This is a genomic window from SAR86 cluster bacterium (genome assembly GCA_023703575.1).
Taxonomy (GTDB): domain Bacteria; phylum Pseudomonadota; class Gammaproteobacteria; order Magnimaribacterales; family Magnimaribacteraceae; genus Magnimaribacter.
Window position 1 is genome coordinate 1,224,287 of sequence record CP097969.1, and the last position, 17,584, is coordinate 1,241,870.

The 17,584-nt window shown below is 37.9% G+C and carries 26 protein-coding genes; all 26 read right to left on the reverse strand.

The features are described from left to right. Positions 1 to 2: 2 nt before the first annotated feature. The 26 genes from secY to rpoC all read right to left on the reverse strand — a co-directional run bounded on the left by secY (position 3) and on the right by rpoC (position 17,576). Complete coding sequence (gene secY, locus M9C83_06215; protein ID URQ66241.1) at positions 3 to 1,337, reverse strand: preprotein translocase subunit SecY; 1,335 nt, start codon at positions 1,335 to 1,337, stop codon at positions 3 to 5. Position 1,338: 1 nt separating this feature from the next. After that, entirely contained in the window at positions 1,339 to 1,773 is a 435-nt protein-coding gene (gene rplO / locus M9C83_06220; GenBank protein URQ66242.1) for a 50S ribosomal protein L15, read from the reverse strand. Positions 1,774 to 1,783: 10 nt separating this feature from the next. Further along, entirely contained in the window at positions 1,784 to 1,963 is a 180-nt protein-coding gene (gene rpmD, locus M9C83_06225; protein URQ66243.1) for a 50S ribosomal protein L30, read from the reverse strand. A 2-nt stretch (positions 1,964 to 1,965) separates the two neighbouring features. Next, positions 1,966 to 2,460 carry a 30S ribosomal protein S5 gene (gene rpsE, locus M9C83_06230; GenBank protein URQ66244.1) on the reverse strand — a complete coding sequence of 165 codons (495 nt, stop codon included), beginning with the start codon at positions 2,458 to 2,460 and terminating at the stop codon, positions 1,966 to 1,968. An 8-nt stretch (positions 2,461 to 2,468) separates the two neighbouring features. Then, complete coding sequence (gene rplR, locus M9C83_06235) at positions 2,469 to 2,819, reverse strand: 50S ribosomal protein L18 (protein URQ66245.1); 351 nt, start codon at positions 2,817 to 2,819, stop codon at positions 2,469 to 2,471. A gap of 6 nt (positions 2,820 to 2,825) precedes the next feature. After that, entirely contained in the window at positions 2,826 to 3,359 is a 534-nt protein-coding gene (gene rplF / locus M9C83_06240; protein URQ66246.1) for a 50S ribosomal protein L6, read from the reverse strand. Between the two features lie 13 nt (positions 3,360 to 3,372). Next, positions 3,373 to 3,765, reverse strand: a complete 393-nt coding sequence (gene rpsH / locus M9C83_06245; GenBank protein ID URQ66247.1) for a 30S ribosomal protein S8 — start codon at positions 3,763 to 3,765, stop codon at positions 3,373 to 3,375. 4 nt (positions 3,766 to 3,769) lie between these two features. Continuing rightward, positions 3,770 to 4,060: a 30S ribosomal protein S14 gene (gene rpsN, locus M9C83_06250; GenBank protein ID URQ67407.1), complete on the reverse strand. Its 291-nt coding sequence runs from the start codon at positions 4,058 to 4,060 to the stop codon at positions 3,770 to 3,772. A gap of 25 nt (positions 4,061 to 4,085) precedes the next feature. Continuing rightward, positions 4,086 to 4,625, reverse strand: coding sequence for a 50S ribosomal protein L5 (rplE, locus tag M9C83_06255; protein URQ66248.1), 540 nt, complete (start codon positions 4,623 to 4,625; stop codon positions 4,086 to 4,088). A gap of 2 nt (positions 4,626 to 4,627) precedes the next feature. Then, positions 4,628 to 4,939 (reverse strand): 50S ribosomal protein L24, encoded by a 312-nt coding sequence (gene rplX, locus M9C83_06260; GenBank protein ID URQ66249.1) that lies wholly within the window; start codon positions 4,937 to 4,939, stop codon positions 4,628 to 4,630. A gap of 2 nt (positions 4,940 to 4,941) precedes the next feature. Further along, entirely contained in the window at positions 4,942 to 5,310 is a 369-nt protein-coding gene (gene rplN / locus M9C83_06265) for a 50S ribosomal protein L14 (GenBank protein URQ66250.1), read from the reverse strand. A 7-nt stretch (positions 5,311 to 5,317) separates the two neighbouring features. Then, the gene (rpsQ, locus tag M9C83_06270; GenBank protein ID URQ66251.1) at positions 5,318 to 5,578 is read right to left on the reverse strand and encodes a 30S ribosomal protein S17; all 261 of its coding nucleotides are present in this window, start codon (positions 5,576 to 5,578) and stop codon (positions 5,318 to 5,320) included. Continuing rightward, the gene (gene rpmC, locus M9C83_06275; GenBank protein URQ66252.1) at positions 5,568 to 5,783 is read right to left on the reverse strand and encodes a 50S ribosomal protein L29; all 216 of its coding nucleotides are present in this window, start codon (positions 5,781 to 5,783) and stop codon (positions 5,568 to 5,570) included. Before rpmC ends, rpsQ begins: the two co-directional genes overlap by 11 nt. Next, positions 5,783 to 6,190 (reverse strand): 50S ribosomal protein L16, encoded by a 408-nt coding sequence (gene rplP / locus M9C83_06280; protein ID URQ66253.1) that lies wholly within the window; start codon positions 6,188 to 6,190, stop codon positions 5,783 to 5,785. The genes rpmC and rplP overlap by 1 nt, the downstream gene beginning before the upstream one ends. Positions 6,191 to 6,202: 12 nt before the next feature. After that, on the reverse strand, positions 6,203 to 6,853 hold the full coding sequence (gene rpsC / locus M9C83_06285) for a 30S ribosomal protein S3 (protein URQ66254.1): 651 nt from the start codon (positions 6,851 to 6,853) through the stop codon (positions 6,203 to 6,205). Continuing rightward, complete coding sequence (gene rplV / locus M9C83_06290) at positions 6,853 to 7,194, reverse strand: 50S ribosomal protein L22 (GenBank protein ID URQ66255.1); 342 nt, start codon at positions 7,192 to 7,194, stop codon at positions 6,853 to 6,855. The genes rpsC and rplV overlap by 1 nt, the downstream gene beginning before the upstream one ends. 2 nt (positions 7,195 to 7,196) lie before the next feature. Continuing rightward, the gene (rpsS, locus tag M9C83_06295) at positions 7,197 to 7,463 is read right to left on the reverse strand and encodes a 30S ribosomal protein S19 (protein ID URQ66256.1); all 267 of its coding nucleotides are present in this window, start codon (positions 7,461 to 7,463) and stop codon (positions 7,197 to 7,199) included. Between the two features lie 4 nt (positions 7,464 to 7,467). Next, on the reverse strand, positions 7,468 to 8,298 hold the full coding sequence (rplB, locus tag M9C83_06300) for a 50S ribosomal protein L2 (GenBank protein URQ66257.1): 831 nt from the start codon (positions 8,296 to 8,298) through the stop codon (positions 7,468 to 7,470). Beyond that, positions 8,298 to 8,588, reverse strand: a complete 291-nt coding sequence (gene rplW, locus M9C83_06305) for a 50S ribosomal protein L23 (GenBank protein ID URQ66258.1) — start codon at positions 8,586 to 8,588, stop codon at positions 8,298 to 8,300. The genes rplB and rplW overlap by 1 nt, the downstream gene beginning before the upstream one ends. After that, on the reverse strand, positions 8,588 to 9,211 hold the full coding sequence (rplD, locus tag M9C83_06310; GenBank protein URQ66259.1) for a 50S ribosomal protein L4: 624 nt from the start codon (positions 9,209 to 9,211) through the stop codon (positions 8,588 to 8,590). The genes rplW and rplD overlap by 1 nt, the downstream gene beginning before the upstream one ends. Position 9,212: 1 nt before the next feature. Next, a complete protein-coding gene (gene rplC, locus M9C83_06315; GenBank protein ID URQ66260.1) occupies positions 9,213 to 9,848 on the reverse strand; it encodes a 50S ribosomal protein L3 in 636 nt (211 codons plus the stop codon). A 1-nt stretch (position 9,849) separates the two neighbouring features. Then, positions 9,850 to 10,170, reverse strand: a complete 321-nt coding sequence (rpsJ, locus tag M9C83_06320) for a 30S ribosomal protein S10 (protein ID URQ66261.1) — start codon at positions 10,168 to 10,170, stop codon at positions 9,850 to 9,852. A gap of 217 nt (positions 10,171 to 10,387) precedes the next feature. Beyond that, positions 10,388 to 12,493 carry an elongation factor G gene (fusA, locus tag M9C83_06325; GenBank protein URQ66262.1) on the reverse strand — a complete coding sequence of 702 codons (2,106 nt, stop codon included), beginning with the start codon at positions 12,491 to 12,493 and terminating at the stop codon, positions 10,388 to 10,390. 18 nt (positions 12,494 to 12,511) lie between these two features. Then, the gene (gene rpsG, locus M9C83_06330) at positions 12,512 to 12,982 is read right to left on the reverse strand and encodes a 30S ribosomal protein S7 (GenBank protein URQ66263.1); all 471 of its coding nucleotides are present in this window, start codon (positions 12,980 to 12,982) and stop codon (positions 12,512 to 12,514) included. A gap of 2 nt (positions 12,983 to 12,984) precedes the next feature. Beyond that, the gene (rpsL, locus tag M9C83_06335; protein ID URQ66264.1) at positions 12,985 to 13,356 is read right to left on the reverse strand and encodes a 30S ribosomal protein S12; all 372 of its coding nucleotides are present in this window, start codon (positions 13,354 to 13,356) and stop codon (positions 12,985 to 12,987) included. 56 nt (positions 13,357 to 13,412) lie between these two features. Next, complete coding sequence (gene rpoC, locus M9C83_06340; protein ID URQ66265.1) at positions 13,413 to 17,576, reverse strand: DNA-directed RNA polymerase subunit beta'; 4,164 nt, start codon at positions 17,574 to 17,576, stop codon at positions 13,413 to 13,415. Between the last annotated feature and the right edge of the window lie 8 nt (positions 17,577 to 17,584).

Here is a 17,584-nt window from a genome sequence, read left to right on the forward strand (position 1 = left end):
TTTTACCTACCACCTAAGGGATTTCCACCATATCCTTTTAAATTTGCTTTCTTGAGAAGTGATTCATATTGATGCGACATAAGATGTGATTGAACTTGAGCCATAAAATCCATTACAACGACTACAGCAATTAGCAGTGATGTACCTCCTAAATAAAAAGGTACATTTGCAGAAACTATTAAGAACTGAGGCATAAGACATACCAAAATTAAGTAGCCCGAACCCCAGACAGTAAGTCGAGTCATAACACCATCAATGTAATCAGCTGTTTGATCTCCTGGTCTTATTCCAGGCATATAAGCTCCAGAGCGCCTTAAGTTCTCTGAAATTTCTTTTGGATCAAACTGAAGAGCAGTGTAGAAAAAACAAAAGAAAGCTATCAAAACTGAAAATAGAATGACATACAAAGGTTGTCCGGGACCTAAAGCCAATGCAATTTCTTGCAACCACTCAAACCCGTCCCCTTGACCAAACCAAGTAGAGGCAGATGCAGGGAAGAGTAGCAAACTGCTTGCAAAAATAGCAGGTATAACTCCTGCCTGATTAATTTTCATGGGCAAATAAGATGCTTGCCCTTGGACCATTTTTCTTCCTTGCTGTCGTTTGGCATAATTGACAGTAATTCTTCTTTGTCCTCTTTCTATCCAGACAATAAAAGCAATAGCCGCAATAGCAACTAAAGCGATTGAAAGAAGCATGATTAAATTTATATCGCCCTGCCTTGCACCTTCAAATGCTTGTCCTACCGCTCTTGGGAGACCTGCAACAATACTTGAAAATATTATGATAGAAATTCCATTACCTATTCCTTTTTCAGTTACTAGTTCACCAAGCCACATTAAAAAAACAGTTCCTGAAACTAAAGAAGTTACTGCGATGATTTGGAACATCAAGCCTGGCTCTAATGCGAGCCCTTGATTCTGTAAACCTAGCGCCAAACCACTTGCTTGTATTAGTGCCAAGAAAACAGTTCCATATCTGACATAAGATGTTCTTAATCTTCTTCCCTCTTCACCTTCTTCTCTGAATCTTTTTTTCAATGAAGGTGTAGTACCTTCAAGTAAACTCATGATTATTGAAGCAGTAATATAAGGCATTATATTTAATGCCATGATGCTCATTCTTTCTAAAGCGCCTCCTGAGAACATATTGAATAGATCTAATAGAGTTCCTTGATTTTGCTGGAAGATGTTAGCTAACTTATCAGGATCTATACCTGGGATAGGAATATGTGTTCCTATTCTATAAATGATTACAGCCATAAAAACAAAACGAAGTCTTTTCCACAACTCGGAAAGACCTTTATTTTGTCCTATAGCTGAAGGATTGACTGACATATTAAACCTCTACAGAGCCTCCTGCTTCTTCAATTAATTTCTTAACTGAAGCTGTAGTATGTATACCCTTAAGATTCATTTTTGTGGACGAATCGGTGTCCATAAATACTTTTACTTTTTTGGTTGAATTTCTTATTAAGTCTGCCTCGATTAAGGTTTCTATACTTACTTCCAATATGCCAGAAGAAACTAGAGTACTTAAACGAAGTTGCTCGGTATTTCTATTCTTTCTAGATGTAAAACCAAACTTAGGAACCCTTTTTTGAAGCGGCATTTGACCACCTTCAAAGCCAATTCTCACTCTTCCACCTGAACGAGATTTAAGTCCCTTGTGACCCTTGCCACTTGTTTTACCGAAACCACTTCCGAGACCTCTACCAATACGTTTTCTATCCTTTACTCTTTTCGGATTTGGTTTTAATTCATTGAGTTTCATTTCTCTACCTTTAATTAACTTCTAGTAAATGAATAGCTTTATTGATCATTCCTCTGTTTTCAGGAGTATCTTGGACAGACACAACTTGCCCTAACTTAGACAAACCTAACCCTCTGACAGATTGTTTCTGATAATCTTTAGACCCTATAAGGCTCTTTTTAAGTTTAACTGTTATATCTTTATCAACCATTTCTAACCTCTACCTAATCTTTTTGCAACTCTTGCAGGAGATTCCATCTCCCTTAAAGCCTTAAGCGTTGCTCTTACAACATTAACGGGAGTAGTAGAGCCATAACACTTTGCCAAGACATCTTTTACACCTGCTAATTCAAGAACAGCTCTCATTGCACCACCAGCTATAATTCCTGTCCCAGGAGCAGCAGGCTTCATATAAACAACGGAGGCGCCGAATTTAGTTTTTATTGGATACTGGATAGTGTCACCTTTCAACTCAATACTGACCATGTTTCTTCTAGCATGATCTAAGGCTTTCTGAATAGCTATAGGTACTTCTCTTGCCTTTCCTCTCCCAAAACCAATTTTTCCATTTCCATCACCAACAACCGTTACTGCAGTAAATCCAAAAATTCGGCCTCCTTTGACAACCTTAGCCACTCTATTGACTTGGACTAATTTTTCTTCTAAAACTTCTGAACCAAGATTTTCTGTTACAGCAGTATTTTCCATATTCTTTCCTAAAATGAGAGACCAGCTTCGCGAGCCGATTCAGCTAGAGCTTTAACACGACCATGATATTTATAACCTGATCTATCAAAAGCTACTTTGTTAACACCTTTTTCTAATGCCCTTTCTGCGATTAATTTACCTACTTTAGTAGCAGCTTCTATTTTCCCATTGTTTCCGGCTTTTAAAGAAGCTTCAGTTGTAGAAGCGCTGACAATTACCTTTGATCCATCAAAGTTAAAGATTTGAGCATAAATATGCGTGTTAGATCTAAAAATAGTTAGCCTATTATTCTCAGAGAGTTCAATTTTAGATCTACTCTTTTTAGCTCTTTTGAGCCTTTTTATATTCTTTATAGCCATCTTTTATTATGCTTTCTTAGATTCTTTTCTTATTATTCTTTCATCGGAATACTTAACACCTTTACCTTTGTATGGTTCTGGTGGTCTATAATCTCTAATCTCTGCAGCGACCTGTCCAACAAGTTGCTTATCCATAGATTTGAGAATAATTTCTGTATTACTTGGGAGTTCTGCTGTCACTCCTTCCGGCAAGTCATGTTTTATTGGATGAGAGAAACCCAAGCTCAAATTTATAGAATTGCCTTCAAGAGCCGCTCTGTAACCTACTCCATTTATTTCTAATTTTTTTTCAAACCCTGTATCCACTCCTTCCATACAGTTAGCAGTTAAGGCCCTCATGGTTCCAGTAATAGCAAGAGATTCTTTTGTCTCCTTATTTGGACTAAAACTAATACTGCCTTCATCTTTATTAATATCCACATCTTCATGAATTTCTAAAGATAAATTTCCTAATTTTCCTGTAAAAGTAATTACACCTTGATTATTTTCAAGAGTAACTCCTTCAGGTATTTCTAGAGCTTTTAAGGATGTTCTGGCCATAATTTTATAATTTTTAAAAAACTGAACAAATTAGTTCCCCACCAACCTTTTCTTCTCGAGCTTGTTGATCGGTCATTAGTCCTTTATTTGTTGAAACAATTGCTATTCCGAGACCGCCATTTATCTCAGGTAGATCTTTGTAATTGGAATATTGTCTTAATCCTGGTTTACTTATCCTTTTCAGCTGCTTTATAACAGGAGCGCCTTCAAAATATTTAAGTTTAATCTCTATTTCTGGTTTAGAACCTTCAGAAGTAGAGTAAGAATGGATATATCCTTCTTGTTTAAGCATTGATAAAAGTGCAATCTTCTTAGAAGAGGATGGGACTTTCACAAACTCTTTATTCCTAGCTTGTGCATTATTTATGCTTGAGAATAGGTTCGCGATTGGATCTTGTATACTCATCTTTTTACCAACTTGATTTAACTAATCCTGGAATATCTCCTTTCATAGCCAGTTCTCTTAATTTATTACGTGCAAGGCCAAACTTTCTATACACAGCATGTGGTCTCCCTGTAATAGCACATCTTCTTTGCATTCTTACAGGGCTTGCGTCCCTGGGCAGTTTTTGGAGTTTTATCTGCGCTACATCTTTCTCTTCTTGAGAAAACTTTGGGCTACGAATAATTTCTTTCAACTCTGCTCTTTTTGCAGCATACCTAAGAACTGTTTTTCTTCTTCTTTCTTCTCTTGCTTTCATTGATGCTTTAGCCATAACTTATCCTTTAACTTTTAAAAGGGAACTTCATTGCTCTAAGAAGAGCCTCACCCGACTCATCATCTACTGCTGAAGTGGATATGCATATATCCATTCCTCTAATTTTGTCTACTTTGTCATAATCTATCTCCGGGAAAATAATGTGTTCTTTGATTCCCATAGAATAATTTCCTCTTCCATCGAAAGATTTTGTTTCCAGACCTCTGAAATCTCTTTCTCTAGGAATTGCGATTCCAATCAGCCTGTCCAAAAATTCATACATTCTGTCACCCCTTAAAGTGACCTTGCAACCGATAGGCATCCCATCTCTAATTTTGAAATTAGCTACAGATTTTCTAGCTTTCGTAACTAATGGTTTCTGACCAGCGATTAGGGTCATGTCTTCAACTGCCCGTTCTAAAAGTTTTTTGTCATTCATAGCCTCACCGACACCCATATTGAGCGTTACTTTTGTAACTTTTGGCACAGCCATTATTGATTCAAGCCCTAATTTACCTTTGAGTTCAGAAACCACATTGGTTTTATAATGTTCTTTTAATGGCATCATGGTTATATCTCCTTACCTGAAGATTTATAAACTCTTTTTTTTGAACCATCTTCTTGAGATTGGATAAGTACCTTGTCAGCTTTTTTTGTTGACGGATTGAAAATAGATATATTTGACATATCTATTGAAGATTCCTTTTCAATAACACCACCGGCAATGCCTGCATTGGGATTTGGCTTAGTATGTCTTTTAACCATTTGGACACCAGAAACAAAGCATCTTCCGTTAGTGAGTATCTTTGTCACCGAGCCCTGTTTACCTTTGTCCTTGCCAGCTATGACAATAACTTGATCACCTGTCTTTATCTTATTCATAACTATAAAACCTCAGGAGCTAATGAAACTATTCTCATGAATTCTTCACTGCGTAGTTCCCTAGATACAGGTCCAAAGACCCTAGTTCCTATTGGTTGTTTTTGGGCATTAATTAATACTGCTGCATTATCATCAAACCTAATTGCGGATCCATCTGATCTACGAAGTTTATTTTTAGTTCTTACGATTACGGCATCTACAACTTCACCTTTTTTCACTCTTCCAGTAGGTATTGCTTCTTTGATAGTAACTTTTATAACATCACCAACTTTAGCAAATTTCTTCTTTGATCCGCCAAGAACTCTTATACACATGAGCTTCCTGGCACCACTGTTATCCGCGACTTCTAAATAGCTTTGCTCTTGTATCATTTTTAAATTATATCTCTTGTGATTTCTCTTCTACTTTCAATAAATTCCAAGATTTTGTCTTGGATATTGGCCTACACTCTTGAATAGTGACAAGGTCGCCAGTATTGCAGATATTGTCTTGATCGTGTGCCTGCAACTTTGAAGATCTGCGCATAATCTTTTTATATAGGGGGTGCCTGACCTTTCTTTCAACAAGTACAGTTATGCTCTTGTCTCTAGAGGAGCTTATCACTCTACCTGTTTCTGTTCTTGTTCTTTTATCCGCCATTATTTTCTTGTGCTTCTTGTTCTTTATTTAGAGTCTTAAGTTGAGCAATTGATCTTCTTATCTCTCTAATTTTATGAGTTTCTTTGAGTTGTCCTGATGCATGTTTAATTTTAAGCTCTAATAATTCTTTTCTAAGCTTTCCTTCTTCATCAAGCACATCACTTGGTTTACTTCTTAATCTATCTAATAAGCTCTCCTTTGCCATTAGACTCTCCTGATAAAAGTTGTTGAAATTGGCATTTTTGCAGAGGCTAATGCAAATGCTTCTTTAGCAAGCTCTTCATCTACACCTTCCATTTCATATAAAATTTTTCCTGGTTTTATAGGACACACCCAGTACTCAACATTTCCTTTGCCTTTACCTTGTCTAACTTCTAGAGGTTTTTTGGTTATAGGCTTATCAGGAAAAACTCTTATCCAAATTTTTGCACCTCTTTTAACATGACGAGTCATTGCTCTTCTGGCAGCCTCTATCTGTCTAGAGGTTAACTGTCCTCTTTCAGTTGCTTTTAATCCAAAGGTTCCGAAGCTAAGGGTAGCACCTCTCTGAGCATTCCCTGTATTTCTACCCTTTTGCTGTTTTCTATATTTTGTTCTTTTAGGTTGAAACATTAATATTACCTTTTAGTCAGAATCTTTATTAGAGGTATCTAGAACCTCTCCTCTGAAAACCCATGCTTTAACACCAATAACACCATAAGTAGTATTTGCTTCAGCTAATCCATAATCTACATCAGCTCTCAATGTATGAAGAGGTACTCTTCCTTCTTTTTGTATCTCTGCCCTAGCTATTTCAGCGCCACCAAGTCTTCCTGCAACTCTTATTTTGACACCTTCTGCTCCTTGTCTCATTGCATTTTGGACTGCTCTTTTCATTGCCCTTCTAAACATTACTCGTCTTTCAAGTTGCTGTGCAACACTTTCAGCCAAAAGTTTAGCATCAAGATCTGGTTTCCTGATTTCTTGAATACTGAGAGTTACAGGAATGCCCATCCTGTTAGTTATGTCTTCTCTCATTTTATCTATATCTTCGCCTTTTTTTCCTATCACTATGCCTGGTCTCGCAGTATGTATAAGAACTCTTGCATTATCAGCTGTTCTCTCAATATCTATTCTGCTCACGGAGGCATGAGAAAGTTTTTTAGTTAGATGCTCTCTTACTTCAATATCTTTAAGTAGATTTTGAGTATATTGAGATTTCTCTGCATACCAATTAGAAGTATGCTGAGTTGTTATTCCTAACCGAAAACCTATTGGATGTACCTTCTGTCCCATTATTTACCTTTTTCCTCTAATGTAAGTGCTATGTTGCAGCTTCTTTTAAAAAATCTATCAGCACGTCCTCTTGCCCTGGCTCTTACCCTTTTCATGGTAAAGCTCTCATCTACAGCTATGGTGGAAACAAACAATGAGTCAATATCCAGTCCTTGGTTATGCTCTGCATTAGCGATTGCAGATTCAAGAATTTTTTTAATAATATGAGCTGATTTTTGAGGAGCAAACGAGAGAATACCAAGAGCCTCCTCAATATGTTTTCCTCTAATTTGATTGGCTACCAGTCTAGCTTTCTGGCTAGAGACTCTTGCGCTTCTTAGTTTGGCTGATGCTTGGCTCATGATTACTTTCTATCTCCAGAGTGCATTTTAAATGTTCTTGTTAAGACAAATTCACCGAGTTTATGGCCAACCATGTCCTCTTGTATGAAGATAGGAACATGTTGTCTGCCATTATGCACAGCAATATTTAGGCCAACCATATCAGGAGTTATCATTGATCTTCGAGACCAAGTTTTAATGGGCTTTTTGTCATTAGTTGCCACAGCTCGGTCTACTTTTTTAAGTAGATGTAAATCAACAAATGGTCCTTTCTTCAGTGATCTTGGCATAATTCTAGTTTCTTCTTCTTACAATCATTCGATTGCTTGATTTATTTTTCTTACGTGTTTTGTATCCCTTTGTAGGTACACCCCATGGAGTAACTGGATGTCTTCCTCCCGAAGTCTTACCTTCTCCACCACCATGTGGATGATCAACCGGGTTCATAGCGACACCTCTAACTGTAGGACGAATCCCTAACCATCTTTTTGCGCCTGCTTTGCCTACTGAACGAAGTGAATGTTCAGAGTTAGATACACTACCTATAGTGGCCCTACATTCAGATAAAACTCTTCTAACTTCACCGCTTCTGAGCCTTAAAGTTACATATCTTCCTTCTATAGCTAATATCTGTGCAGATGTGCCGGCACTTCTTGCCATCTGTGCACCTTTTCCAGGAAATAACTCAATGCCATGAACTACAGTACCAAGAGGCATATCTTTAAGAGACATACAATTTCCTAAGGAAATAGGGGAATCTTTCCCGGATAGGAGCGTGTCACCAACTTTTAATCCATCAGGAGAGATTATGTAAGTTCTTTCTCCGTCTGCGTATAGTAGTAACGCAATGTTTGCAGATCTATTGGGATCGTATTCAATTGTTTCTACTTTGGCCGGTACACCATCTTTTAATCTCTTGAAATCAATAATTCTATAATGTTTTTTATGCCCACCCCCACGGTGTCTTGTAGTTATTCGACCTTGATTATTTCGGCCAGATTTTTGTTTTTTCTTTTCTAGAAGAGGAGCATAAGGATCACCTTTATGGAGGTCATCTCTTGAAACCCATGATCTAAATCTTCTTCCAGGTGAAGTAGGTTTAGACTTTTTAATTTGAGTAGCCATTATTCTGAAGTAACCTCTATAGATTGTCCGTCAGCTAATCTGACGTAAGCTTTTTTCCAGTCGGATTTCTTTCTAATTCTGTATCTAGACCTTTTGGTTTTTCCTTTAACTTTAACAATATTCACATCTTCAACATTGACAGAAAAGTAACCTTCAACAGCCTTTTTTACTTGTAGTTTGGTTGCATTTATATCAACTTTAAAAGCATATTGATTTGATTCACCCATTAATAAGGAAACCTTTTCTGTTAAGTAAGGTGACTTAATGACTGAGTAAAGTTCAGTTTTCATTATGAAAGCACCTCTGTTAACTTTTCCAATGTTGCTGATGTTACAACCACCTTCTCGGCTTGAATCAGAGCTGATGGATCTATTGAAGTGATAGTTTGAACTTTGCATTGAGTTAAATTTTTTGAAGCTTTATTCAAATTATCATTACTACTGGATAGAACAATTAGGGCTGTGGTCAGACCTAAATCAGCAAGTATAGTTTTAACTTGAGAGGATTTTGCCGGCTCATCTATTTTTAGGTCATTAACCGCTATAAGTCTGTTCTCTTCGGCAAGCTTAGACCAAATAGATCTCATTGCAGACCTATACATTTTTTTATTGATCTTTTTAGGTTTGATATCACTAAAGGTGTGGGCAAATGTCATACCACCACCCCTCCAAATTGGAGATCTTATTGTTCCGGCTCTTGCCCTTCCAGTTCCCTTTTGCTTCCAGGGCTTCTTACCTCCTCCTCTGACTGCCGATCTATTCTTTTGTCCTTTAGTTTTTTGGTGACTATTATGGATATAAGTATTGACTAGTTGATGAACAAGATCTTGATTAAATTCTTGATTGAATACACTATCAGCCAGAGAAACTTTAGAGTCTCCGGAACCATTCTGATTTAGTACTTCTAGTTCCATATTATTTAACTGCAGGTTTAAGGATCACATTAGAACCTGTGGGACCTGGTATAGCTCCTTTGATGAGTAACAAATTGTTCTCCACATCAACAGAAGCAATTTTCAAATTTTGTATTGTCTTTTTTTCATCTCCCATGTGGCCGGACATTTTTTTTCCTTTCCATACTTTGCCTGGGGTTTGGCACTGTCCTATTGAGCCAGGTGCCCTATGAGAAATTGAATTTCCATGAGTAGCATCTTGCATTTTGAAATTCCATCTTTTGACGGTTCCAGCAAAACCTTTACCTTTAGACTTGCCCTGAACATCAATCTTTTGACCCTCTTCGAACATATCAATATTTAACTGACTTCCAATGTTTAAATCCTCGAGATCTTCAACATTTACTCTAAATTCCCAAAGTCCGTCCCCAGGATTTACTGATCCCTTTTTGTAATGACCTGATAGAGGTTTAGAGACATGCTTGTCTTTCTTTTGGCCTGTTGTAACTTGAATAGATGAGTAACCATCAACTTCTTCAGATTTTATTTGAGTAATGATATTTGGATTGACACTTACTACACTCACAGCAAAAGCTTCGCCTTCAGGTGTAAAAAGCCTTGTCATACCTTGTTTTTTTCCCACTAATCCAATACTCATTTTACTTATTCTCGTCTAGACTAATTTGCACAACTACTCCAGCGGATAGCTCTAATTTTGTTAAAGCATCTAGTGTTTTTTCTGAAGGTTCTAGGATATCTAGGGTTCTTTTGTGTGTTCTTATTTCGTACTGATCTCTGGCGTCTTTGTCTTTGTGAGGGGATATTAGGATGGTAGTCTTATGTTTCTTTACCGGCATTGGTATGGGACCTTTTACCTTTGCTCCAGTGCGTTTTACCGTTTCCACTATCTCTTTAGCAGAACGGTCAATAAGCTTATGATCGAAAGCTTTTAGCCTTATTCTAATGCTTTGATTTTGCATATTTTTATTTCCAAACTCTAATATCCAGAGCGTAAAAAAACCCCCCTACAGTGTAGGTTGGTTTATTAAATTAATTCGCTTTAATCCCAGAATTTTCTGGTGTTAAAGCCCCTCCAACAAAACGAGCGTGAATTCTAGTTTTGTGGCCCCTTTGTGTCAACAAAAAAGTGTAAAAAACCTTTATTGAAAAGGGTTTTCTCGTTTTTGAGTTATAAAGCTAGTCGTTTTTGCTAATTATTGCCTCTGCTACATTTGAGGGCACTTCAGAGTACTTCAAGGGCTCCATGGTAAATGTTGCTCTTCCTTGAGAGGCCGATCTTATGTCTGTTGCATAACCAAACATTTCTGCAAGAGGAACATCACCAGAAACGATTTTTCCGGAAGGTCCGTCTTCCATTCCATGAATTACTCCTCTTCTGCGGCTTAAATCTCCAACTATATCGCCCATATATTCTTCTGGTGTGACAACTTCGATACTCATAATGGGTTCAAGAATAACAGGATCAGCCTTTTGAGCTCCTTCCTTCAAAGCCATAGAACCTGCGACTTTAAATGCAACTTCACTTGAATCTACATCATGAAAAGAACCGTCAAATAGAGATATTTTTACGTTTACAAGTGGATACCCTGCTATAACACCAGCTTCCATTTGTTCCTTGCAACCTTTATCAACAGCTGGAATAAATTCCCTAGGTATTGCTCCACCAACTATTTCATTCACAAATTCATAACTTTCATCAGAATCTTCATCGGGTATCAAAGGTTCTATCCTGAGATATACATGTCCATATTGACCTCTACCTCCAGACTGCCTGACGAATTTCGACTCTTGCTCGACTTGCTTTTTGATTGTTTCGCGATAGGCAACTTGAGGTTTTCCCATATTTGCCTCAACATTGAATTCTCTTCTCATGCGATCAACCAAAACATCCAAATGAAGCTCTCCCATTCCGGATATTATTGTTTGACCTGACTCTTCATCTGTCCTCAACCTAAAGGAGGGATCCTCCTGCGCTAACCTGCCTAAAGCTATTCCCATTTTTTCTTGATCTTCCTTAGTCTTCGGCTCAACTGCAACAGAAATTACCGGTTCAGGAAAATTCATGGATTCTAAGGTTATTTTATTCTTTTCATCGCAAAGAGTTTCACCAGTTATTGCTTCTTTTAAACCAATCACAGCACATATATCTCCCGCCCTAGCTTCGGATATCTCATCTCTTTTATTTGAGTGCATCTGTAGCATTCGACCAATTCTTTCTTTCTTGCCTTTAATAGGCAAGAAGACTGAATCTCCTGTATTGAGGACTCCAGAGTAAACCCTAACAAAGGTTAAAGATCCTACGAAAGGATCAGTAGCAATCTTAAATGCAATACCTGCAAACGGAGCTTCGTCATCTGCCTCTCTACTTCCTTCTTCTTCGCTTTCTAAAATTCCAGAAACCGCCTTGACTTCATTAGGGGCGGGAAGGAAGTCAACAACAGCATCTAGCATTGTTTGAACGCCCTTATTCTTAAAAGCAGAACCGCAAAGACAAGGGACAATTTCATTAGCTAATGTTCGAATCCTAAGTCCCTCCTTTATATCATCTTGAGATAGTTCTCCTTCTTCAAGATACTTGTCCATAAGATCTTCATTGGCTTCAGCAGCCGATTCAATCATTGTTTCTCTCCACTCTTCTGAGAGAGAAACTAGATCTTCTGGTATATCTTCTTCTGTGAAGGTCGTCCCCATATCATCACCATTCCAATAGATGGCTTTCATTTTTACAAGATCAACGACGCCCTTGAATTCGTCTTCAGCCCCTATTGCAAGTTGAATTGGTACGGCATTTGCTCCTAAACGTTTCTTCATTTGATCTATAACTTTTAGGAAATCGGCACCTGCACGGTCCATCTTGTTTATAAAGGCTATTCGGGGAACCTCATATCTATTGGCCTGTCTCCACACAGTTTCTGATTGTGGCTCAACACCAGAACTACCGCAGAAAACTACAACAGCTCCATCTAAAACTCTTAACGATCGTTCAACTTCAATAGTGAAGTCAACGTGACCAGGAGTATCAATTATATTGAACCTGTGTTGCTTGAACTGCTTGGCTGTACCTTCCCAAAAGCAAGTTGTTGCCGCTGAAGTAATTGTAATTCCTCTTTCTTGCTCTTGTTCCATCCAATCCATCACAGCAGCACCATCATGAACTTCACCTATTTTGTGTGATATACCTGTATAAAAGAGAACTCTTTCAGTTGTAGTAGTTTTTCCTGCGTCAACGTGCGCGCAAATGCCAATATTTCTATACAGTTCTAACGGAGTAGTTCTGGCCATAATTTTTTTAAGTAGTAATTAAAATCTAAAGTGTGAGAATGCTCTGTTTGCTTCAGCCATTCTGTGAGTATCTTCTTTCTTTTTGACTGCCTCACCACGACCCTCGCAGGCATCTAGTAGTTCATTGGCTAATCTTAAAGTCATATTTTTTTCAGACCTTGATCTGGCATAGGTTGCGATCCAACGCATAGCTAGTGCACTTCTTCTTGCAGGCCTTACTTCCATGGGTATTTGATAAGTAGCACCACCAACTCTTCTTGCTTTAACTTCGACCATAGGACCTACTTCTTCAAGAGCTTTTTCAAAAACTTCTATTGGTTCTTTATCTGATTTCTTTGATATCTCATCAAAGGCTCCATAGATGATTTTTTCAGCAACAGACTTTTTTCCGTCCGTCATGATTTGATTCATAAATTTGGCAACTTTTAAATTACCAAACTTAGGATCAGGTAAAATTTTTCTTTTGGGTGCTGCTTTTCTTCTAGACATATTTACTTAGGTTTTTTTGCGCCATACTTTGAACGACGTTGTTTTCTGTCATCCACACCAGCAGTATCTAAAGTCCCTCTAACCGTGTGATATCTCACTCCTGGAAGATCTTTGACTCTCCCTCCTCTAATAAGCACTACAGAGTGTTCCTGAAGGTTATGCCCTTCACCACCTATGTAAGATATAACTTCAAAACCTGAAGTAAGTCTTACCTTGCAAACCTTTCTCAAAGCAGAGTTAGGTTTTTTTGGAGTTGTTGTATAAACCCTAGTGCAGACTCCTCTCCTTTGAGGAGAACCTTTCAATGCAGGCACATCTGTTTTAGAGACTTTTCTCTTACGGGGTTTTCTTACTAATTGATTGACTGTTGCCATAATTATTTTTCTAAAGGTCGCGAATTGTAAAGAGAGGCATGTTCCACGTCAACGTATTAGTCAGCTTCATTGAGAGCGTCGCTTAGAGCTTTTTCAAGATCTATCTCGAATTCTTCTTCAATATTTTCAACTTCAGAGTTCAGCTTTGCTAGACCGGAACCAGCAGGAATTAACCTTCCTACAACAACGTTCTCTTTTAGACCTCTTAAATGATCAACTCTTCCTGTAGTGGCTGCTTCTGTAAGTACTCTTGTAGTTTCTTGGAAAGATGCAGCTGAAATAAATGATTCAGTAGCAAGTGAAGCTTTTGTAATTCCAAGAAGAATTCTATCAAATTTTATTTCAGCTTTTTTTGCTTCTCTTAGCGATAAGTTAATCTCTCTTACTTTGGAAAATTCTGCTTGTTCACCAAGGATTAATTCAGAATCACCAGGATCTGTTATCACAACTTTTCTGAGCATTTGATTTAATATCACCTCTATATGTTTATCGTTGATACTGACCCCTTGTAGTCTGTAAACTTCTTGAATACCATCTACAATGTATTCTGTGAGCTCTTCAAGCCCTCTTAAGGCTAGAATATCGTGTGGGCTCATTGCTCCGTCAGAAACTATATCTCCTTTTTCAACTCTTTCACCTTCAAAGACATTTATATGCCTCGTTTTAGGTATAAGAGTGGCGTTTTCGTTTCCATCTTCATCAGTAATGATTAATCTCTCTTTACCTTTGGTTGGTTTACCCCAAGATACGATTCCAGACTCTTGGGCTAAAATTGCCTGTTCTTTTGGCTTTCTAGCTTCAAATAGATCTGCAACTCTAGGAAGACCACCTGTGATGTCTTTTGTTTTAGTGGATGCCTGAGATATTCTTGCTATAACTCCACCAACTTCAATATCTTGACCATCTGTAAGTTGTAAAAATGCATTGCCAGGTAAAGTATAAACAGCAGGAGCTTCAGAATCTGGGAGAGTCTTTTCTCTACCTCTACCATCAACTATGTGTATTGCAGGACGTTTATCCTGGGCTTCTCCTTTAGGTCTTTCTGTAACATCTATAATTTCAATATTACTCAATCCAGTTACATCGTCTTGTTTTACTCTTGCAGTAATTCCATCTTCTATATCGACAAATTTTGCCTTGCCAGCGATTTCTGCAACAACAGGTCTTGTAAGCGGATCCCATTTAGCTAGCACATCGCCAGCCTCGACTTTGCTGTCAGAAGAATAATTTAATATTGTACCGTAGGGGACTTTATGACTTTCCACTACCATGCCTTTATCATCAATAACATTTATTTGGGAAGACTGAGCTAAAGTAATAAAAGTACCGTCCTTCTTCTTGACAGTTCTAGTGTTGTAGACAACTTTTCCAGGAAAATTAGTTTCAATATTGTCTTCAGCTGAAGTCCCGGAGGCTGCTCCTCCTATATGAAATGTCCTCATAGTAAGCTGAGTGCCTGGCTCTCCAATTGATTGCGCTGCAACGATTCCGACTGACTCGCCAATATCAACTTTATGACCTCTTCCAAGATCTCGTCCGTAACATTTTGCACATATACCATGAATTGTTTCGCAGTGAATAGCAGACCTTACTTTAATTTCGTAGATATTTTTTTCATCCAAGCTATCGACGATATCTTCATCAATTAAAGTTCCTTTCTTTAAAAGAACATCTTTACCATCTTGTGACATCACATCGATAGCAACAGTTCTTCCAAGTACTCTGTCCCCAAGAGGCACAAGAACTTGACCTCCGTCGATTATAGGTCTCATTAATATACCATTCTCAGTTCCACAGTCTTCTTCACTAACAACCATATCTTGAGCTACATCAACTAAACGTCTGGTTAAATATCCAGAGTTAGCTGTTTTGAGAGCTGTATCAGCAAGACCTTTTCTAGCACCATGAGTTGAAATAAAATATTCTTGAGCAGTCAGACCTTCCCTGAAGTTAGAGGTCACAGGCGTCTCAATTATCGATCCATCAGGTTTAGCAAGTAAACCTCTCATTCCAGCTAATTGTCTTATTTGAGCTGGTGAACCTCTAGAACCAGAGTCTGCATACATAAAGACTGAGTTAAATGAATCAGAAAGAATTTTCTCACCCTCTGAATCTTGAACTTCCTCTTGAGAAATATTGTCCATCATAGACTTAGCAATCATTTCATTTGCTCTTGTCCATATATCTATTGCTTTATTATATTTTTCGCCTTTTGTGACAAGTCCTGAAGCAAACTGCGACTCAATATCTTTAACTTCCTGTTCGGCCTCACTAACTATTTTTTGTTTGTCGTCAGGAATAACGAAATCATCTATTCCAATAGAAGAGCCTGATTTAGTTGAAAATTCATAGCCCATGTACATCAGTCTATCAGCGAAAATAACTGTACTTTTTAAACCAGCTTTTCTATACACAAAATCGATTAATGAAGAAATTTGCTTGCTATCCAATGTTTTGTTTACAAGATCAAAGGACATTCCCTCAGGTAGAAGTTCGTAGAGAAGAGTTCTTCCAGTAGTTGTTTCTACTATCTGAGAAGGTTCATCATCTAGTTTATTAGGTTTTAATCTAACCTTGATCTTAGCTTGAAGACCAACGGTTCCAGAATAATAAGCTCTATTTACCTCATCCGGTGAAGACATGACCCTTCCCTCGCCCAGATCATTGATCTTTTCTCTGGACATGTAATAGAGACCTAGAACTACATCTTGTGAAGGATCGATGATGGGCTTACCATTCGACGGTGAGAGTATATTATTTGTAGCCATCATCAAAGCTCTACACTCAAGCTGTGCCTCTAATGTTAAAGGTACATGAACAGCCATTTGATCTCCATCAAAGTCTGCGTTGTATGCCTTACAAACTAATGGGTGAAGTTGAATGGCCTTACCTTCTACTAGAACTGGTTCAAAAGCTTGAATACCTAATCTATGCAAAGTTGGTGCACGATTTAGCATGACGGGATGTTCTCTTATAACTTCGTCTAAAATATCCCAAACTTCAGGTTCCTCTCTATCCACCATACGTTTGGCAAGTTTAATTGTATTAGCTAATTCTAATTGCTGAAGTTTCCCAAACACAAATGGCTTGAAAAGCTCAAGAGCCATTTTCTTAGGCAACCCACATTGATGTAATTTAAGGGTAGGACCTACTACTATGACTGAACGCCCTGAATAATCCACTCTCTTGCCAAGAAGGTTTTGTCTGAACCGTCCTTGTTTACCTTTGATCATATCTGCAAGAGATTTTAAAGGTCTCTTATTAGAACCAGTTACAGCTCTTCCTCTTCTTCCATTATCCAATAGTGCGTCGACTGACTCCTGCAACATTCTTTTTTCATTTCTTGTAATGATATCTGGAGCGTTTAGATCTAGAAGTCGCTTCAATCGATTATTTCTATTTATTACTCTTCTGTATAAATCATTTAAGTCTGATGTAGCAAATCTTCCTCCTTCTAAAGGCACTAGGGGTCTCAAATCAGGTGGCAATATGGGGAGAACTTCTAAAATCATCCACTCTGGTCTATTACCTGATTCATTGAATGATTTAAGTAATTTTAATCTCTTTGCATACTTCTTAAGCTTTGCTTCTGACTTAGTTAAAGGCATTTCCTCTTGGATATCATTGATAGAAGCCTCTAGATCCAATTCTTTCAATAAAGTTTGGATAGATTCCGCGCCCATTCCTGCTTCAAACTCATCACCCCAAGTCTCTAAAGCTTCATAGTATTCTTCATCTGTAAGAAGCTGTCCTACTTCTAAATCTGTCATTCCTGGTTCAGTTACTATGAATGATTCAAAGTATAAAACTCTCTCTAAGTCTTTTAATGTTAAATCTAATGCCAAAGCAAGCCTTGAAGGTAATGACTTTAAAAACCATATGTGAGCTACCGGCGCGGCCAATTCTATATGACCCATTCTTTCTCTTCTTACCTTTGAAAGTGTGACCTCGACACCACATTTCTCGCACACAACTCCTCTGTGCTTCATTCTTTTATACTTACCGCATATGCATTCGTAATCTTTGATAGGTCCAAAAATTTTGGCGCAGAATAGACCATCCCTCTCAGGCTTAAAGGTTCTATAATTAATGGTTTCTGGTTTTTTAACTTCTCCGTAAGACCAAGACCTGATTTGCTGAGGTGAAGCCAAGCCAGCTCTGATTGAATTGTATTCAACTCCGTGGCCTTGTGTTTTTAATAAATCTACTAAATCTTTCAAGTTATTCT

What these genes read in the sequence shown, in the direction of transcription:
- secY (URQ66241.1), bottom strand. Translation starts at nt 1,337, where the DNA reads ATGTCAGTCAATCCTTCAGCTATAGGACAAAATAAAGGTCTTTCCGAG.
- rplO (URQ66242.1), bottom strand. Translation starts at nt 1,773, where the DNA reads ATGAAACTCAATGAATTAAAACCAAATCCGAAAAGAGTAAAGGATAGA.
- rpmD (URQ66243.1), bottom strand. Translation starts at nt 1,963, where the DNA reads ATGGTTGATAAAGATATAACAGTTAAACTTAAAAAGAGCCTTATAGGG.
- rpsE (URQ66244.1), bottom strand. Translation starts at nt 2,460, where the DNA reads ATGGAAAATACTGCTGTAACAGAAAATCTTGGTTCAGAAGTTTTAGAA.
- rplR (URQ66245.1), bottom strand. Translation starts at nt 2,819, where the DNA reads ATGGCTATAAAGAATATAAAAAGGCTCAAAAGAGCTAAAAAGAGTAGA.
- rplF (URQ66246.1), bottom strand. Translation starts at nt 3,359, where the DNA reads ATGGCCAGAACATCCTTAAAAGCTCTAGAAATACCTGAAGGAGTTACT.
- rpsH (URQ66247.1), bottom strand. Translation starts at nt 3,765, where the DNA reads ATGAGTATACAAGATCCAATCGCGAACCTATTCTCAAGCATAAATAAT.
- rpsN (URQ67407.1), bottom strand. Translation starts at nt 4,060, where the DNA reads ATGAAAGCAAGAGAAGAAAGAAGAAGAAAAACAGTTCTTAGGTATGCT.
- rplE (URQ66248.1), bottom strand. Translation starts at nt 4,625, where the DNA reads ATGATGCCATTAAAAGAACATTATAAAACCAATGTGGTTTCTGAACTC.
- rplX (URQ66249.1), bottom strand. Translation starts at nt 4,939, where the DNA reads ATGAATAAGATAAAGACAGGTGATCAAGTTATTGTCATAGCTGGCAAG.
- rplN (URQ66250.1), bottom strand. Translation starts at nt 5,310, where the DNA reads ATGATACAAGAGCAAAGCTATTTAGAAGTCGCGGATAACAGTGGTGCC.
- rpsQ (URQ66251.1), bottom strand. Translation starts at nt 5,578, where the DNA reads ATGGCGGATAAAAGAACAAGAACAGAAACAGGTAGAGTGATAAGCTCC.
- rpmC (URQ66252.1), bottom strand. Translation starts at nt 5,783, where the DNA reads ATGGCAAAGGAGAGCTTATTAGATAGATTAAGAAGTAAACCAAGTGAT.
- rplP (URQ66253.1), bottom strand. Translation starts at nt 6,190, where the DNA reads ATGTTTCAACCTAAAAGAACAAAATATAGAAAACAGCAAAAGGGTAGA.
- rpsC (URQ66254.1), bottom strand. Translation starts at nt 6,853, where the DNA reads ATGGGACAGAAGGTACATCCAATAGGTTTTCGGTTAGGAATAACAACT.
- rplV (URQ66255.1), bottom strand. Translation starts at nt 7,194, where the DNA reads ATGAGCCAAGCATCAGCCAAACTAAGAAGCGCAAGAGTCTCTAGCCAG.
- rpsS (URQ66256.1), bottom strand. Translation starts at nt 7,463, where the DNA reads ATGCCAAGATCACTGAAGAAAGGACCATTTGTTGATTTACATCTACTT.
- rplB (URQ66257.1), bottom strand. Translation starts at nt 8,298, where the DNA reads ATGGCTACTCAAATTAAAAAGTCTAAACCTACTTCACCTGGAAGAAGA.
- rplW (URQ66258.1), bottom strand. Translation starts at nt 8,588, where the DNA reads ATGAAAACTGAACTTTACTCAGTCATTAAGTCACCTTACTTAACAGAA.
- rplD (URQ66259.1), bottom strand. Translation starts at nt 9,211, where the DNA reads ATGGAACTAGAAGTACTAAATCAGAATGGTTCCGGAGACTCTAAAGTT.
- rplC (URQ66260.1), bottom strand. Translation starts at nt 9,848, where the DNA reads ATGAGTATTGGATTAGTGGGAAAAAAACAAGGTATGACAAGGCTTTTT.
- rpsJ (URQ66261.1), bottom strand. Translation starts at nt 10,170, where the DNA reads ATGCAAAATCAAAGCATTAGAATAAGGCTAAAAGCTTTCGATCATAAG.
- fusA (URQ66262.1), bottom strand. Translation starts at nt 12,493, where the DNA reads ATGGCCAGAACTACTCCGTTAGAACTGTATAGAAATATTGGCATTTGC.
- rpsG (URQ66263.1), bottom strand. Translation starts at nt 12,982, where the DNA reads ATGTCTAGAAGAAAAGCAGCACCCAAAAGAAAAATTTTACCTGATCCT.
- rpsL (URQ66264.1), bottom strand. Translation starts at nt 13,356, where the DNA reads ATGGCAACAGTCAATCAATTAGTAAGAAAACCCCGTAAGAGAAAAGTC.